Source organism: Oceanobacillus sp. CF4.6 (assembly GCF_051262635.1).
Classification (GTDB): domain Bacteria; phylum Bacillota; class Bacilli; order Bacillales; family Amphibacillaceae; genus Oceanobacillus.
In genome coordinates, this window is record NZ_JBIMEX010000008.1 from 108,145 (window position 1) to 122,721 (window position 14,577).

The 14,577-nt window shown below is 37.2% G+C and carries 14 protein-coding genes; 8 read left to right on the forward strand and 6 right to left on the reverse strand.

Annotated features, from left to right (window positions below; genetic code table 11):
• Positions 1-7 precede the first annotated feature (7 nt).
• The 7 genes from ACHABU_RS13325 (at position 8) to ACHABU_RS13355 (ending at position 9,683) form a co-directional block, all read left to right on the forward strand.
• A complete protein-coding gene (locus tag ACHABU_RS13325; RefSeq protein ID WP_435765388.1) occupies positions 8-2,392 on the forward strand; it encodes a heavy metal translocating P-type ATPase in 2,385 nt (794 codons plus the stop codon).
• A 32-nt stretch (positions 2,393-2,424) separates the two neighbouring features.
• Positions 2,425-2,631 (forward strand): copper chaperone CopZ, encoded by a 207-nt coding sequence (gene copZ / locus ACHABU_RS13330; RefSeq protein WP_435765389.1) that lies wholly within the window; start codon positions 2,425-2,427, stop codon positions 2,629-2,631.
• A 225-nt stretch (positions 2,632-2,856) separates the two neighbouring features.
• Entirely contained in the window at positions 2,857-4,101 is a 1,245-nt protein-coding gene (locus tag ACHABU_RS13335) for an NAD-dependent epimerase/dehydratase family protein (RefSeq protein WP_435765390.1), read from the forward strand.
• A gap of 130 nt (positions 4,102-4,231) precedes the next feature.
• Positions 4,232-5,452 (forward strand): metallophosphoesterase family protein, encoded by a 1,221-nt coding sequence (locus ACHABU_RS13340; RefSeq protein WP_435765391.1) that lies wholly within the window; start codon positions 4,232-4,234, stop codon positions 5,450-5,452.
• A gap of 5 nt (positions 5,453-5,457) precedes the next feature.
• Entirely contained in the window at positions 5,458-8,418 is a 2,961-nt protein-coding gene (locus tag ACHABU_RS13345) for an AAA family ATPase (RefSeq protein ID WP_435765392.1), read from the forward strand.
• Positions 8,419-8,473: 55 nt separating this feature from the next.
• Positions 8,474-9,421 carry a 3'-5' exoribonuclease YhaM gene (gene yhaM / locus ACHABU_RS13350; protein WP_435765393.1) on the forward strand — a complete coding sequence of 316 codons (948 nt, stop codon included), beginning with the start codon at positions 8,474-8,476 and terminating at the stop codon, positions 9,419-9,421.
• A gap of 67 nt (positions 9,422-9,488) precedes the next feature.
• Positions 9,489-9,683 (forward strand): sporulation YhaL family protein, encoded by a 195-nt coding sequence (locus ACHABU_RS13355; protein ID WP_435765394.1) that lies wholly within the window; start codon positions 9,489-9,491, stop codon positions 9,681-9,683.
• Positions 9,684-9,734: 51 nt separating this feature from the next.
• Here ACHABU_RS13355 and ACHABU_RS13360 read toward each other — a convergent pair whose 3' ends face one another.
• From ACHABU_RS13360 to ACHABU_RS13370, 3 genes are all read right to left on the reverse strand, one after another.
• Positions 9,735-10,655: a peptidylprolyl isomerase gene (locus ACHABU_RS13360; RefSeq protein WP_435765395.1), complete on the reverse strand. Its 921-nt coding sequence runs from the start codon at positions 10,653-10,655 to the stop codon at positions 9,735-9,737.
• A 109-nt stretch (positions 10,656-10,764) separates the two neighbouring features.
• On the reverse strand, positions 10,765-10,950 hold the full coding sequence (locus ACHABU_RS13365) for a hypothetical protein (RefSeq protein ID WP_379497016.1): 186 nt from the start codon (positions 10,948-10,950) through the stop codon (positions 10,765-10,767).
• 152 nt (positions 10,951-11,102) lie between these two features.
• Positions 11,103-11,639 (reverse strand): DUF3267 domain-containing protein, encoded by a 537-nt coding sequence (locus tag ACHABU_RS13370; protein ID WP_435765396.1) that lies wholly within the window; start codon positions 11,637-11,639, stop codon positions 11,103-11,105.
• Positions 11,640-11,838: 199 nt separating this feature from the next.
• On the opposite strand from ACHABU_RS13370, the gene ACHABU_RS13375 reads away from it, so the two are divergent.
• Entirely contained in the window at positions 11,839-12,198 is a 360-nt protein-coding gene (locus ACHABU_RS13375; protein ID WP_435765397.1) for a DUF1878 family protein, read from the forward strand.
• A 70-nt stretch (positions 12,199-12,268) separates the two neighbouring features.
• Here ACHABU_RS13375 and ACHABU_RS13380 read toward each other — a convergent pair whose 3' ends face one another.
• The 3 genes from ACHABU_RS13380 to ACHABU_RS13390 form a co-directional block, all read right to left on the reverse strand.
• Complete coding sequence (locus ACHABU_RS13380) at positions 12,269-12,628, reverse strand: YtxH domain-containing protein (RefSeq protein WP_435765466.1); 360 nt, start codon at positions 12,626-12,628, stop codon at positions 12,269-12,271.
• A 635-nt stretch (positions 12,629-13,263) separates the two neighbouring features.
• A complete protein-coding gene (locus ACHABU_RS13385; protein WP_435765398.1) occupies positions 13,264-13,785 on the reverse strand; it encodes a tryptophan transporter in 522 nt (173 codons plus the stop codon).
• Positions 13,786-13,936: 151 nt separating this feature from the next.
• Entirely contained in the window at positions 13,937-14,362 is a 426-nt protein-coding gene (locus tag ACHABU_RS13390; protein WP_435765467.1) for an HIT family protein, read from the reverse strand.
• Between the last annotated feature and the right edge of the window lie 215 nt (positions 14,363-14,577).

Below are 14,577 nucleotides of genomic sequence, written 5' to 3' on the forward strand. Positions count from 1 at the left end.
GATTCAGATGAGTGATGCAAAACATACAACACTTGGTGTAACGGGAATGACCTGTGCCGCTTGCTCAAATAGAATTGAGAAAGTGTTAAATAAAATGGATGGTGTTGAAGCTCAAGTAAATCTTACGACGGAAAAGGCAACTGTCGATTATGATCCAGCTAAAACATCGATGGATAAAATTACAGGGAAAATAGAAAAAATTGGCTACGGCGTTCTTAATGAGAAAGCGGAGCTGGATGTTTTTGGAATGACTTGTGCTGCATGTTCAACACGCATTGAGAAGGTATTGAATAAGCAGGAAGGTGTCAAGCTTGCGAATGTTAACTTGGCTACGGAGAGTGCTGTCATTGAATACAACCCTGGCATGATTGAAGTATCTGAAATTCTCGGTAGAATTGAAAAAATTGGGTATCATGCAGAACCAAAGATAGACAAGGAAGAGAAGAAAACACATAAAGAAAAGCAACTTAAGAATATGGAAAGAAAACTGATTGCTTCGGCCATCTTATCTTTACCATTATTATTAACGATGTTGGTTCATTTATTTGGTATGCAAATCCCCGATATATTCATGAATCCATGGTTCCAATTTGCCTTAGCAACGCCAGTCCAATTCGTTATTGGTTGGCAGTTCTATGTTGGTGCTTATAAAAACTTGCGTAATGGGGGAGCGAATATGGATGTCCTCGTTGCCCTTGGAACTAGTGCAGCATATTTCTACAGTTTATATGAAGCATTTAAAACCATAGGCAACCCGCCTTACATGCCACATCTTTATTTTGAAACGAGTGCCATTTTGATTACATTAATTTTATTCGGAAAATATCTGGAAACGCGGGCAAAAAGTCAAACAACAGTTGCTATTTCCAAATTGCTTCATTTACAAGCAAAACAAGCTCGAGTTATAAGAAATGGCGAAGAGGCGATGATTCCAATTGAAGATGTGATTGTTGGTGATCGCATCGTTGTAAAGCCAGGGGAGAAAATACCAGTAGATGGTATTGTTGTTAAGGGTAGAACAGCTGTGGATGAATCCATGATTACTGGTGAATCGATCCCAATTGAAAAAGACCTAAAAGCAACCGTTATTGGTTCAACAATCAATAAGAATGGATCGATTGAAATGGAAGCGACAAAAGTCGGTAAAGACACAGCACTTGCATCGATTGTAAAAGCAGTAGAAGATGCTCAAGGGTCAAAAGCTCCAATTCAGCGTTTGGCAGATGTCATATCTGGATATTTTGTTCCGATTGTCGTTGGAATTGCGATAATAACTTTTGCTGTTTGGATTATCTTTGTGCAGCCAGGTGATTTTGAAACGGCTCTTATCGCATCGATTGCTGTGCTAGTCATTGCATGTCCATGTGCACTGGGTCTTGCAACACCAACTTCAATCATGGTTGGCACCGGAAGAGCCGCAGAGAGCGGGATTTTGTTCAAAGGTGGCGAGCATCTGGAGCGTACGCATGCAATAAATTCGATTGTCCTGGATAAAACGGGAACGATTACAAAAGGAAAACCTGAGGTTACTGACTTTACAGGCGACAATGAAACATTAAAATTACTTGCTAGTGCAGAAAAAGGCTCTGAGCATCCACTTGCAGAAGCAATCGTTGCTTATGCAACAGAGCAAGATATTGAATTAGTAGAAGTGGCGAGTTTCACTGCGATACCTGGACATGGTATTGAAGCAACGATTTCAGGGAATAAGATAGTTGTCGGAAATCGGAAATTAATGAATGATAATCAGGTAAACATTACTGACGTTGAACAAGAGTTAATTGATTTTGAATTAACTGGTAAAACAGCAATGATGATTGCTGTTGATGGAACATATCGTGGTTCGGTTGCAGTAGCTGATACAATTAAAGAATCTGCACCGGAAGCAATCAGACAATTGAAAGAGCAAGGTCTGGAAGTAATCATGTTAACAGGTGATAATGAAAGAACTGCACAAGCGATTGCAAAGCAGGTTGGAATAGATCAAGTAATTGCTCAAGTATTGCCTGAAGGAAAAGCAGATAAAATAAAAGAAATTCAGAATAAAGGTAAGAAAGTAGCTATGGTTGGTGATGGAGTTAATGACGCCCCTGCACTTGCGACTGCCGATATTGGTATCGCAATTGGAACAGGTACTGAAGTCGCAATTGAGGCAGCTGATGTTACGATTCTAGGTGGAGAGTTATTGCTCCTACCAAAAGCAATTAAAATCAGTCATGCAACCATTAAGAATATCCGCCAAAATTTATTCTGGGCTTTTGGTTACAATACGGCCGGAATTCCAATTGCAGCTCTAGGTCTTCTTGCTCCATGGATTGCTGGGGCAGCAATGGCATTAAGTTCTGTTAGTGTTGTTACGAACTCACTTCGCTTGAAGCGAGTTAAAATATAACATTATTTCTGACTTGAAAGGAGGGATAAAAGATGAAAGCGACTTTAAACGTGCAAGGTATGACTTGTGGACATTGCAAAATGTCTGTAGAAGGTGCCCTTAATGAATTGAATGGTGTCACGAATACCGAAGTGGATTTGGCTACAGGAAAAGTAGATGTTACTTACGATGAAGACAAAGTAACCTCAGAAGCGATGCGTGAAGCAGTAGAAGAGCAAGGCTATGATGTTGTAGCTTAACATAAGGTAAGCTGGTTTCTCTTTGAGAAGCCAGCTTTTTTGGTATAAATAGATAAGCAAGGTTGGTTTACTAATTTAAATCAAACTTTTGTAAAAAATTACATAAGCAAAGGAATATACGTAACTCTGTTATTATTTTGATATGTTAGTTATACTTTGTTTAAATTAACTTTTATGTGTATATCTTCTTTCCATATGAAGAAAACATAAGAAAGGGTGGAAAAGTTGAACTTACAAAATAAACTTTTAAAATCAAATAAAAAAATTGTTGTCTTGGGTGGGGATGGATTTTGTGGGTGGCCTACAAGCCTTCATCTATCCAATTCAGGCCATGATGTTATTATCATTGACAATTTGTCGAGACGTAACATTGACAATGAACTGGAAGCCGAGTCATTAACACCTATCCAGCCAATGGGGACAAGATTGAAAGTTTGGGAGGAAGTTTCCGGAAGAAAAATAGACTTTTATAATATTAATATAGCCGATGATTATGATCATTTATTAAAAGTAATCACAGATGAACAACCGGATGCCATTATACATTTTGCTGAGCAGCGATCTGCTCCATATTCAATGAAATCACCAAAACATAAGCGCTATACTGTTAATAATAATTTGAATGCAACACATAATGTGTTATGTGCAATGGTTGAGTCAGGTCTGGATATACACCTCGTCCATTTGGGAACAATGGGCGTCTACGGCTATGGTACTGCGGGGATGAAAATTCCTGAAGGTTACCTTGATATCGAAGTGGAGATGGAGACGGGGGATAGAATTGATCAGCAAATTCTTTACCCAACAAATCCTGGCTCTATTTATCATATGACGAAATCGCAGGACCAACTACTTTTTCAATACTATAACAAAAATGATAGCGTGAGAATAACAGATCTCCATCAGGGAATTGTTTGGGGAACAAATACAAAAGAGACGAAAATGGATGAAAGACTCATTAATCGTTTTGACTATGATGGTGACTATGGCACTGTATTAAATCGATTTCTCATGCAAGCGGCAGTTGGGCACCCAATTACCGTTCATGGAACAGGTGGACAAACACGTGCATTTATTCATATTCAGGATACGGTACGTTGTATACAGTTGGCGATTGAAAATTCACCAAAACGTGAAGAGAGAGTCATGATCTATAATCAAATGACAGAAACACACCGTGTGAATGATTTGGCTCACCTTGTTAGTGAACTTACAAATGGAGAGATTGCATATGTCCCCAATCCTCGTAAAGAAGCAGCTGAAAACGATTTACATGTGAAAAATGACTTGTTCCTATCAAAAGGTTTAAAACCTATTACGTTGGATGAGGGCTTAATGCAGGAAGTTACGAAGATCGCGAAAAAGTACGCAAGCCGTGCTGATTATACAAAAATTCCTGCCAAGAGTACATGGACGCAAGAGCAACATCCAGGTACACTAGAGGAAAGAGCAACGGACTTAGTTAAATAGAAGGATAAAAAAGATGACACTGATTATCATAGTGTCATCTTTTTTGTGGCGGGCTTCTATATAGAACGTGCATTCTGTTATTTATTTTGATAGAATAGAGATAAGTAAATGAAGAAAAAAGGGGGACCATATGAGAAAACAAATATCATTTATTCATGCTGCTGATTTGCATTTGGACAGCCCATTTAAAGGTTTAATCAATGCCCCTGGCAACGTTTTTCGGGAAATCAGGGAAAGTACGTTTAAGGCACTAGATCATTTAGTATATGCAGCCATTGAAAGAAACGTGGATTTTGTGCTTATTGCAGGAGATCTATTTGACAATGAAAAGCAAAGTCTGAAGGCGCAGATACGATTGCGTAAAGCATTTGAAAGATTACAGCAGTACAAGATAAACGTGTATCTATCCTATGGGAACCACGATTATATAAACGGAAATATTCATCCGGTGACCTATCCAGAAAATGTTTTCATTTTTCCGAATGAGAAGGTAAGCCAGTTTACATTTGAAAGTGATGGTCAAAAGGTGGCACAAATCTATGGATTCAGCTATGAAAATCGTGCCGTCGTGGAGAGAAAAGTTGAAGAATACAATATCAGCAGCGAAGCTATACCATTTCACATTGCGATGCTTCACGGAAGTATTTTAAGCAACACAGAACATGATGTATATGCACCTTTTCAATTAAATGACATGTTGAAGAAGGATTTTGACTACTGGGCATTGGGACATATACATAAACGGGAAATTCTGAAACAATCACCTCCGATTGTTTATCCAGGCAACATACAGGGACGAAACAGAAAGGAAACGGATGAAAAAGGCTGTTATCATGTTATTTTGGATGAACAGGGTTCAGAGCTTTCTTTTATTCCCCTGCAGGCAATTCAGTTTAAAGCACTTACCATCGATGTCTCAGCCTGTGAACAAATCCATGAATTAGAAAAACATATTCTAAAAACAGTTATCGATACAGACACTCCACAGCTTTTGGATGTGACGTTAAAAAGCGATCAAATACGCATAAAGGAATGGGAGAATGAAAAACGGATTGAGGATGTTATTGAACTTGTAAATGAATCTATAATAGGTAAACAAAATTGGAGTTTTATTTTTAGAGTGTCTGTCGATGTTAACCAACAGATTTCAGATAAAGAGGCGGTTAAAGGAAATCATTTTATTGGAGAACTAACACGTCATTTTGAGGAGGAATCAATTCATTCCTATACGAATGAATTGTTTGGGCATAAACAAGCAAGAAAATACTTGAACAGATTATCTGATGAAGAAGAGATGGAAATAAAAGAAGAAGCAAAGCAGCTGCTGATCAATGAGCTATTGAAAGGGTGAGGATGTTGAAAATCCTGAATGCAACAATTAATGGATTCGGAAAATGGACGGATTATAAAATCGACTTTTCACAGAAATCTGCCACTTGTATTTTCGGTGAAAATGAGTCAGGAAAGTCAACAATCCAAAGGTTTATTTTATTTATGCTATTTGGTCTCACCCCGAAACAGCGCGCTTTTTATCGACCAAAAACAAGCGGGAAAATGGGGGGACGGATGACACTTGATCATCCAGAGACAGGGAGTATTGTCATCGAACGGTTCGATGAAGTGAAAAATGGTGCTGCAGTATGTTTAACACCAGATGGTGAAGTACATGATGAAGTATGGCTGCAAAAAATACTCAACGGAATGACAGCAAAAACATACCAATCTATCTTTTCTTTTTCAGCTTTGGATTTAACAGAAATTCGGAACATGAAGGATGAGGATTTAGGGGAAGTATTATTAGGAATTGGTCTAACAGGCTCAAACAGTATTTATTCCATTGAGAGACGATTGGACATGAAAATCGGTGAGTTATTTAAACCGACAGGCAAAAAACCGGTGATCAACCAGCAAATCGACTCCCTAAAAACGATAGATGACTCATTGCAAAGCTTTCGTGAAAAAGAGGCATCCTATCGAAACAAGCAGGAAGCGCTAATGGTGTCACAACGTGAATTAAGCAAACACCAGCAGGATTTAAAAGTGGAAAATAACAAGGCAATTTCCATTGAAAAGCGTTTGCATGCCTTTGCATTCATTCAGGATTATCATCAACTGAAAGACAGACTTGCTGCGTACCCGGAAAATATTCCATTTCCCGAAAGTGGGGTAGAACGTCTAGAAAAATGGAAAGAAGCATTGCTTCCTCTACAAAGTGAATGGAATGTCCTCAATGAAAATGAGATAACCTACACAGATCGATTGAAAAGGATTGAAAAGGATCTGCATTCAGAATCCATCCAAAATGAAGCGATAGCACTCTTGGATAACCAAATAGAAGTAGATTCATCTATGTTAGAGCTGAGAAAAATGAAGAATACGATGCTTGATAACAAACGTCGTATAGATGAAGAAATGGAGCACTTAAATATAGGTATACAGAAAGAAGAAATGGAAAACCTAGAACTCCCTTTTTACTTAGAAAATAATTGGAATCAAATCAGAAATGAGAATGAACAACAAAAACTGGAAAAGGAACAACTTTTAGTGGAGCATAATCAACTGGAGCAGGAACAAAATTTTCTACTGAATCAAATTCAACAGCTTGAAAATCAACTTTTAACAGATAACCAAGTTGTTGAGCTTCATGATCGGGTACGTGCATTTAGTGAGTACCATCTAATGGAGAAACTAAAACAGGAGACCAAATCAGGGAAGAAAGCCTGGGATAAAAGTAAAGCAGCAAAGTCAAAGAAAACATCTTCTATTTTCATTGGTAGTATCTTATTGGCTCTTTTGTCAGGAATAGGAGCATTTGTTGCGGATGTACCATGGCTATTTATGGTTATGATTGTTGCTATCGCGTTCGGTACAGGGCAATGGTTGATGTCAAAACGTTCCGTTAATGAAGTGGACAGGATGTTCCAAACAGACTCTCAGCAATCCGCTGTCCTGGTTACAGAAGCGGAAAAAGTGGAAGCTGAGAATTTATTGGAACTTCATCATAAAAATAAAAACGAATTAACAGCATTTCAGGAACAAGAGAAACTTGGACGTGTGCAGTTCATTAAATGGACTGAAAAGAAAAAACAATTGGATGAAAAAGCAAGACGGTTGGAGCAGCAAATCCATCAGCAATATGAGAACTACCCCTATTTGGAAAGGGTAGAAGTATCCTATTGGCCGGAATTCTTTCATAAATTAAATCAAATCTCAAAATTGCTCAGAGAGCGGCAAAAGCATGTTAAACAAGCTGCTGTACTTGAGGAAGAGATACGTGTCTTCAAACAGAAGGTCGATCGATTCCTAGTGTATTCAGGAATCGATATTGCTGATAAAAGCGATGAAGATAAGCTTCATGTAATTCGGAAAATGATAAAAACACAGGATGAAAAATTACAGGAGTATGAGCACTACTGCAATTTACTGAATGAATTAAAAGACAAGTATCAGGAATTAAAACAGAAAATGCAGACATATGAGATCGAAATAAAGCAATTATATGAAATTGCAGAAGTTGACACAGAAGAATTATTTTATTCCCATGCAAGGATGACAAAAGAAAGAAACGACTTAAAAATCGAATTGGAAAAAACGGTTGCTCAGTTGATTAAAATCTTACCTCAAGGAAGCTTTCAACAGTATACAAACAATACTACTACAGAAGAAGAATTAAAAATAATGCAACAGCAGATCGCGATATCGGTGGATAGGTTGGAAGAACAAGTGGAAATGGAAAGAGAGACAATTGCTGCCATTCGGGCAGAACTTGCTGCAATGGAATCGTCTGAATCCTATTCCAATAGTCTCCATCGTTATGAAATGGAAGCAGAACAGTTAAAAAGTATGGCAAAAGAATGGTCCGTCCTAAAAACCGCGAAAGAAATGCTCAGCGAGACAAAAAGAGATTACCGTGACAAATATTTAACAAAGGTAATTGAAGTAACGACCAAATATTTCAATGAATTAACCGGAAATAGGTATGTGTTTGTCTATGCACCTACAGAGAACCATCCTTTTCAAGTAGAAACATGCGATAATATACGATACACTGTAAATGAATTATCACAGGGTACCATCGATCAGCTATACGTTTCATTGCGTTTGGCAATCAGTGAAATTATGAGTGAAAAACATGGGTTACCATTTATTATTGATGATGCATTCGTGCATTTCGATGCTGTAAGAACGAAAAGAATGATTTCTATGCTGAATCAGACAGCTGAAAAACAGCAAGTCATTCTCTTTACATGCAAAGAGGAAATTGCTGCAGTATCAACGATGAAACGAATTGACCTTACCGGCAACCTGTATGTCTGACATATATTTGCAATATAGAGTGTTTTTATTTATCAATTACTAGGGAGGGGAATATATGAAACAGGGAATTGGAAAGAGTACAGTAGGAGATACTTTCGATGATTTTCTACTAATCAAGGAAGCTACCAAGGGAGTAGCAAGCAATGGAAAGGCATTTCTGACACTGATACTAAGGGATGCCACTGGTGAAATGGAAGCAAAGCTTTGGGATGCCACAAAAGAGGATGAATCTCTTTTTATTGCTGAACAGATTATTCGAGTAACAGGAGAAGTAAATCAGTTCAGGGGAAAATCGCAACTGAAGATTATGTCATTGCGTCCTGCACAGCCAACGGATGGTGTTCAAATATCTGATTTTGTGGAGAAAGCACCCGTTGAGAAGGCATATTTATCAGAAAAGCTGACAGAAGCTATTTTTGAGATGCAAAATCCTACGATACAACGACTTGTACGGGCTTTTATTAAGAAGTATCAGGAAGGTCTGCTTACGTATCCTGCAGCCTCCAAAAACCATCATGAATATGCATCTGGATTGGCTCACCATATCGTGAGTATGCTTCATGTAGGAAGAGAACTACATAAACTGTATCCAGAATTGAATAAGGATTTACTATACGCTGGGATTATATTGCATGATCTCGGTAAACTAAAGGAGCTTTCTGGGGTCATTACAACTTCTTATACGTTGGAAGGTAAGTTGCTTGGACATATTCCCATCATGGTGGAGGAAATCGGCTTGATGGCCAGAGAACTTCAAATAGAGGGAGAAGAAGTATTAATACTTCAACATTTAGTCTTAAGCCACCATGGTAAAGCAGAATGGGGAAGTCCAACGCCTCCATTGGTGCGCGAAGCTGAATTACTTCATTTGATAGATTTAATTGACGCAAAAATGAATATGCTCAATCGGGCACTCGATAAAATCAACCCTGGAGAGTTTACCGAGCGGTTGTTTGCAATGGATAACCGAGCGTTTTATAAACCTTTATTCGAAGAAAATTAACCTATAGTTATTTTCCTCATTTTTGTTCATATATATGATAGAAAGGATTGGACAAGGAGGAAAAATGATGGAAGCAATTCCTTTATGGGTTTTCGCAGTAATTATCCTGATTTTCCTTAGTGGGTATATGGCTTATCGAGCAATGCTTGCAGAAAGAAAATTAGATCAACAATTTATTGAACGAGAAGGTAAAATTTATCTGGAGCGAATACAAGAGGATAGGCAGAAGCGTGAAGCAAGAAAACAACAGCGATCACATTAAAATAGGCTGTCAGGAGTTAAATGCTCCTTGACAGCCTATTTTTGTAAGATATTATCCTTGTGGTTCTTCTTCGGTTTCCTCATTTGTTTCAGTTTGTTCCTCTGTTTCCTCTGGTGGTGCAAATAAATCTTCATATCCTTCTATATTAACTTTGACTTCTGCCTCTTGTACCAAACTATTAATTTTCTCTTGTGCTTTTGTCATATCCAGTTTGGAAGCAGCCAAATCACGTTCAATATCACCTTTAACGTCTTCTAATTCGCCAACTGGTTCCTCTGTTTCACGTTTATCATTCACTTTGATAATGTGAAAACCGAATTCTGAAGCAACAGGCTCACTAATTTCTCCAACTTCCATACTATAAGCTTTATCTTCAAATTCAGGTACCATATCTCCTACAGTGAAATAACCTAAGTTCCCACCATCTTGTGCCGAACCATCTGTAGAGTATTCTGCAGCAAGTTCTGCAAAGTCAGCGCCCTCATCGAGTTTCGTTTTTACTTCATTTGCAGTTTCTTCATCAGCAACTAAAATATGCTGTGCATCAATTTCTGTTTCCATACGGTCGTATCTTTCCTGAATTTCTTCCTCAGTAACTTCAACATCTTCTGTTAAAGCTGCTTCTTGTAATAAGCTAATATAGATAACTTCTCTATAGGCCTCTTCATCAGCGAAACCACTTTGTTGAAGGACCATTTCAAATTGGTCACCAAATTGTTCTTTAGCTGCTGTGATTTCGGCATCGACTTCTTCGTCAGTAACTTCATATTTATCTTCAAGCACCTTTACCGTAACCATTTCAGAAAGAATTGCTTCACCATTACGGTCTTTTAATTCTTCATAAAATTCTTCTTTTGTAATATCTCCTGCAGTTGATTGTGCAACTATTTCAGAATCTGCTTCGTCTGAGCTGCATGCAGCCAATGTGAATATTCCTGCTGTTATAGTAGCAGCCAATGCCAATTTTTTCATAATCGAAATACACTCCTAATCTTTTGTTACTTCTAGTTTTTACAATCATAAATATATCATACTTCCACTTGAAATCAATCGTCTTACGTAAAAAACCTATAAAATACCGTTAAACTGCCACATTCAGAACACGTAAGTACGAACAAACAAGTAATGCTACCATAATCATATTGATCACTCTAAAGTTTTTTGCTTGTTTTGTTTTATCTAATTGCATTTTCACACAAAATTTACTGATAAGGAAATTAAAAATGACCAGCACAATAAATGCATATATCATATAAAAGATAAACATAACCTTTTCCCCCTTTACAACCCTGAGATCCCCATAACCTTCACTTTACCAAAAAGTAGTGTGAATGAACAGGTCAATATAGAAAAAGGTGATTTGCTGTACTTTAAATTTCTTCATCAAATTAAAAAAGAGTTAGGCACAGGTCCCGACTCCTAGTTTTCTTTAAGAAGGATATCTAATCCATCATGTACATTTTGAATATAGGCTCTCTTTGGAGCTTTAATAATATGATGAACAAATAAAAAATCGATAGAGGTTATACCAATATGGATACATGTAAATAGTAGAATATATACATAATCATTAGGGAATACAAGACTCGCAACTAAACCAGGTATCGTTATGAAAAGTGTTGGTGCCAAACTGACCATTAGTGATTCCAATTTAGATAAATGGGCCTCCGTATGAAAAGATGGAAACCATTTAACTTTAGATTTAAAATAGATTTTAATCCGTTTTTGCATCATAATTAAAGGTAGCATATTCATAAACGCGTGTATTATTGGTAATAGTAAAAGCGCAATTATAAAGGGAATTATTCCTGCTTCATTTATACTGGTTAAGCCATGTAAAAGTGAGATAGGAACAAATAACAATACAAATGCTAGGACGCCAATAATTATAGAAATTAGCATCAGTCGATTTTGTCCAATTTCTTTTGATATGTTTATAGATTTCCAGCAATTCATATCCGAATCACCTCAATACTTTCTAATGTTATTATTATCATAGTGTAATGAGCACTTCATGAATAATAGTACGTTTATCGATAAAAATCAATGGTTTTTTTATTATTTATTTGTAAAATATTTTTTGTATTATTTATTTATGCTGTACAATGGAATTACAGTTATATGAATTGCTTTTATTTGGAAGGGGAGTATACGATTGGAAGCATGTAATCAACCGAATGATGGTACATCTTTTCATATACAATTACTTTCAAAAATTATAGATTTGAATCAATACCCCTTGATTAAATTAATAATAGAAAATAATATTTCTTGTGAAGAATACAATGTGTTGATGGAGATGGTTCAAGGTCTAAATGAAACCTATGAATCGCAAAAAGAGGAGGGATTTTTAGATTTCACTTCTTTATTAATCCATTTTGCGGGAATGTTGAACCAAAAGCTAAATCCAGATGAAACAATAATAGCTTTGAAGAAAGAAGGATGTTTTCCACTTCTTATGGATGAATTCAGCAAAATACTGGATGAAAATGATAAAAAATATCGAAGAAGATAGATACGTTTGTTTGTTGAACAATGATAAAGAGCTTCCTGAAAATGGGAAGCTCTTTATCATTGTAAGAAGATTATTGCGTTTTCATCTTATTTTCGAGATCTTTAATACTCGTTTCAATTTGTTCCAAAGACTGGTAAATACTTTCCTGATGTGGTTCAACCGTGTCTTTCCAATCTTCAAGGGAATTTTTAATTTCCTCTGTCAGTTCCTTAATTAAAACTGCACCTTCTTTAGAAGTTTGTGTAAGCTGATCCTTTAGTCGCAAGCCATCTTTCTTTAAAGTCGATAGCAAATTCCCTATTTCCATTCCCTGATTCTTTACTCGACCTCGTATGGAACTACCGGATTCAGGCGTGCTTAATAATGTAACTGCAGCACTGAGAGTACTTCCAACCAGAAGTCCTAATACCAATGATTTCCCACTAGACATAATAACGCGCTCCTTTCCTGCTTCCATTATATCATTTCCTCTTTTGGTACTGCTATCAAACATCATTTTAAAAATTCATCTTTTTATTTTACATTATAAAAAAAGAAAGCATTTAATTCCATTTTAAATAAACAAAAGCTATTTTTAACATTCGTTGCTTATACTTTTCGCAGTTGAAATAAAATGAAGTAACTGCTGGCTGATTTCCAAAGACGTGCGCTATTGCCGCCGTCCGGGATCGCTCTGGGCGGATGCTTTCCGCGGGCACGACCTCAGCCTCCTCGAGAAACCCACTCTGCGGGTCTTCGGACACGTGCTATTCCCACAGGAGTCACCGCCCGCCGCTCACCCGGACTGGTGAAGTTGTATGATGCTATTTTAGCTATACAAGTATAGTAATTATTAGCAACCTTCAAGCCAGCTCTGGGAAATACACGTAGACTTCTGCGGGAGGAAAGGCTCACCAGCCGCCCGCGAAAAGCGAAGTGTATTTCCCAGAGCGGTTGCCGAAGTTTCTGCATACGGATAGAAAACCAGCAGTTACTTCGCAGTTTATAGATTTTGTAGCAAAGTAACAAACTTTTACATAGCTAAACAAAAACCCTCTGACCAAATGTCAGAGGGGTGGGAATGTGTTATGTGACCGTAATTGGCTTTGATCTTTTCATAATTCCTTGGACTACTGGATAAGTAACGATCATTATAATGGTATTTACAACAGTGGCTGGTAAAACAATACCAACGAATAATGCCACGAATCCGCCTTCCATCAACCCTACGATAAATAATGCTACTGCAAGGAATATGGACCCACTAATCATTGTGCCAACTGCAGTAAGTACAGGTGCACTTAGGTTAGTACTGACTCGGTCTTTTACCAATAAAAACATTGCTAGGAATAGCATAGCTGTGATTGGTTTATCAATGATGTTGGCAATTTGCCCACCAGGTGCCGATGTAGTTAAAGCAGATATGATTCCAGTTGCAATCGACAATATAAGAACATACTTCATTTTAGGGAAAAGCAAAATTCCCAGAAACATCATGGATAACAGCATATCGGGTTTAACACCAAATAACATTGGTGGTACAACCGTATGAAGGACAGCACCCATTCCCACTAAAAGTGATAAAATAACCAAAATTCTTGTATTCATTTGTAAAAACTCCTCTGCTCAGCTTTACTCAGCTATTTTTTTATTCCCAACTGTACACTATTGTCAGCTGCGGAATGTTAAAGATATTATACCAGAACTTATTGCAATTAAAAAGCATTCATTTTCTGTGAAAGGGACTTCTGGACGATTCCTAAATAGCTGCACTTATTTCACTTGCAATATTCTGCAGGTCTTCGGAAGTGTAGTCATCTGTATGTACTGTCCAATTTGGTGTGTAACCATCACTATCTCCGAAACGTGGAATGATATGAATATGCAGATGGAAGACGGATTGTTCCGCTGCAGCTTCATTATTATTTAACAGATTCATCCCAAGTGGACGATATGTTTTGTTAATTGCATTGGCAATAATCGGTACTCTTGCAAATAATTCTTTTGCAACCTCTGGTGGTGTTTCAAAAATATTTTTCGTGTGTGTTTTTGGGATAACAAGTGTATGACCTTTTGTTACTTGGCTAAGGTCAAGGAATGCATATACATGCTCATCCTCGTACACTTTTGCTGAAGGAATATCCCCATTAATGATTTTACAGAAAATACAATCGTCATGCGCCATTGTCAAATCGACTCTCCTTCAATAGTTATATTACTGTTATTGTATAAAGTTTCAGGAAGAAAAGTAAAGTAATTACTATTATTTTCTGACAAAATGGATTACTCGGAGAAAATAAGGAAACAGGCTAGATCCGCTTTTTACACGGACCTGCCTGCTTTAAGAAGAAAGAGGATGCCATCACCTCATGCAAGGCAATTGTTAACAATCAGTAAATT

Excerpts from the sequence above, each read along its gene's own strand:
- ACHABU_RS13325 (WP_435765388.1), top strand. The coding sequence starts at position 8 with ATGAGTGATGCAAAACATACAACACTTGGTGTAACGGGAATGACCTGT.
- copZ (WP_435765389.1), top strand. The coding sequence starts at position 2,425 with ATGAAAGCGACTTTAAACGTGCAAGGTATGACTTGTGGACATTGCAAA.
- ACHABU_RS13340 (WP_435765391.1), top strand. The coding sequence starts at position 4,232 with ATGAGAAAACAAATATCATTTATTCATGCTGCTGATTTGCATTTGGAC.
- yhaM (WP_435765393.1), top strand. The coding sequence starts at position 8,474 with ATGAAACAGGGAATTGGAAAGAGTACAGTAGGAGATACTTTCGATGAT.
- ACHABU_RS13355 (WP_435765394.1), top strand. The coding sequence starts at position 9,489 with ATGGAAGCAATTCCTTTATGGGTTTTCGCAGTAATTATCCTGATTTTC.
- ACHABU_RS13360 (WP_435765395.1), bottom strand. The coding sequence starts at position 10,655 with ATGAAAAAATTGGCATTGGCTGCTACTATAACAGCAGGAATATTCACA.
- ACHABU_RS13365 (WP_379497016.1), bottom strand. The coding sequence starts at position 10,950 with ATGTTTATCTTTTATATGATATATGCATTTATTGTGCTGGTCATTTTT.
- ACHABU_RS13370 (WP_435765396.1), bottom strand. The coding sequence starts at position 11,639 with ATGAATTGCTGGAAATCTATAAACATATCAAAAGAAATTGGACAAAAT.
- ACHABU_RS13380 (WP_435765466.1), bottom strand. The coding sequence starts at position 12,628 with ATGTCTAGTGGGAAATCATTGGTATTAGGACTTCTGGTTGGAAGTACT.
- ACHABU_RS13385 (WP_435765398.1), bottom strand. The coding sequence starts at position 13,785 with ATGAATACAAGAATTTTGGTTATTTTATCACTTTTAGTGGGAATGGGT.
- ACHABU_RS13390 (WP_435765467.1), bottom strand. The coding sequence starts at position 14,362 with ATGGCGCATGACGATTGTATTTTCTGTAAAATCATTAATGGGGATATT.